Genomic DNA, 1187 nt, shown 5'->3' with positions numbered 1-1187 from the left:
CGCGCCGAGGGCCGGAAGGAGACGGTCAGCCCGTGCTTGTGGGCCAGGCGGCCGACGACCGCGAGCCCCAGACGCGTGCCGGAGAGGCCCGCGAGGTCGAGCCGGCGGGCGCTGTCGACGGCCACCGCCTTCTCCGCGCGCCGCAACTGGACCTCGTTCATCACCAGGCCGCTGTCCTCGATCGTGACGATGACCCCGGCCGGGACCTCCTCCACGTACACATGGACCTCGGCGGTGGGCGGCGAGAAGTTGGCAGCGTTGTCAAGGAGCTCGGCGAGCGCGTGCATGACGCCCTCCGCCGCGTGACCCGCGACGGCGATCTCGCTGGTGGAGTGGAGGCGCACCCGCTGGTAGCCGGAGATACGGCCCAGCGCGCCGCGCAGGATCGACTCCATCACGATCGGCTTCGCCCAGCGGCGGCCCGACCGCGCCCCGGTGAGGACGGCGATCGAGTCGGCGAGCCGCCCGGCCTGGGCGGTCCTGTGGTCGNNGGCCTGCATACGGCCCGCGGCGTTGGCGGCCGCGGCGAGCGCGGCGGCGCGCTGCGACTCGGCGCGGGCGGTCTCGGTCCGGGCGCGGGCGGCCTCGGCCTTGAGCTCGCCCTCCCGTACGCCGAACAGGTCAGCTGTCGCGGCCATTTCGGAGAAGCGGGCGTGCATCTCCTGCGCATCGCGTTTCCCGCGCGCCGCGACGATGTAGACGGCGGCGCAGAGCAGCACGACAAGGGCGCCCAGGCACCAGACGAGTGTGGCGGTCATCAGACGAAGTCCTCATGGACGGATACGACAGACGGGACGAACCGGGCGAAGAGGTGGTGACAATTCCTGCACAACGTCCGGCAACTATAGGAGAGTTAGTGATCACATTGGGGAGTTCTTGGTGTGGAGATTGTTGATACCGGTGCACATTCTGCCCAGGTGCATGCTGGGGTGATGGGACTCGAACTCGAGGAAAAACTCCGGCGGGCCGTACGGGGCGAGATCGGCTTCGGGACGGCCGCCCGCGCCCTGATGACGATGGACGCCTCCAACTACCGCCGGGTGCCGCTGGGCGTCGTCGCCCCGCGGGACGCGGACGATGTGGCCGCGACGCTCGCGGTCTGCCGGGAGCTGGGGGTTCCCGTGGTGCCGCGCGGGGGCGGGACCTCCATCGCCGGACAGGCGACCGGCATCGGCGTCGTCATCGAC

The 1187-nt window shown here is 71.1% G+C and carries 1 protein-coding gene and 1 pseudogene; one reads left to right on the top strand and one right to left on the bottom strand.

Features of this window, described 5'->3' with window-relative positions:
* Positions 1-689, bottom strand: a pseudogene (locus J0695_RS37315) (ATP-binding protein); the annotation flags it as partial.
* Between the two features lie 243 nt (positions 690-932).
* Between J0695_RS37315 and J0695_RS37310 the strand changes: the two are divergent.
* Positions 933-1187: FAD-binding oxidoreductase (locus J0695_RS37310; RefSeq protein WP_206969198.1), on the top strand; the 255-nt coding region annotated here is incomplete at its 3' end.

Origin of the sequence: Streptomyces beijiangensis (genome assembly GCF_017315755.1) — a bacterium.
Classification (GTDB): domain Bacteria; phylum Actinomycetota; class Actinomycetes; order Streptomycetales; family Streptomycetaceae; genus Streptomyces; species Streptomyces beijiangensis.
This window is presented reverse-complemented; position numbering and strand designations above follow the sequence as displayed.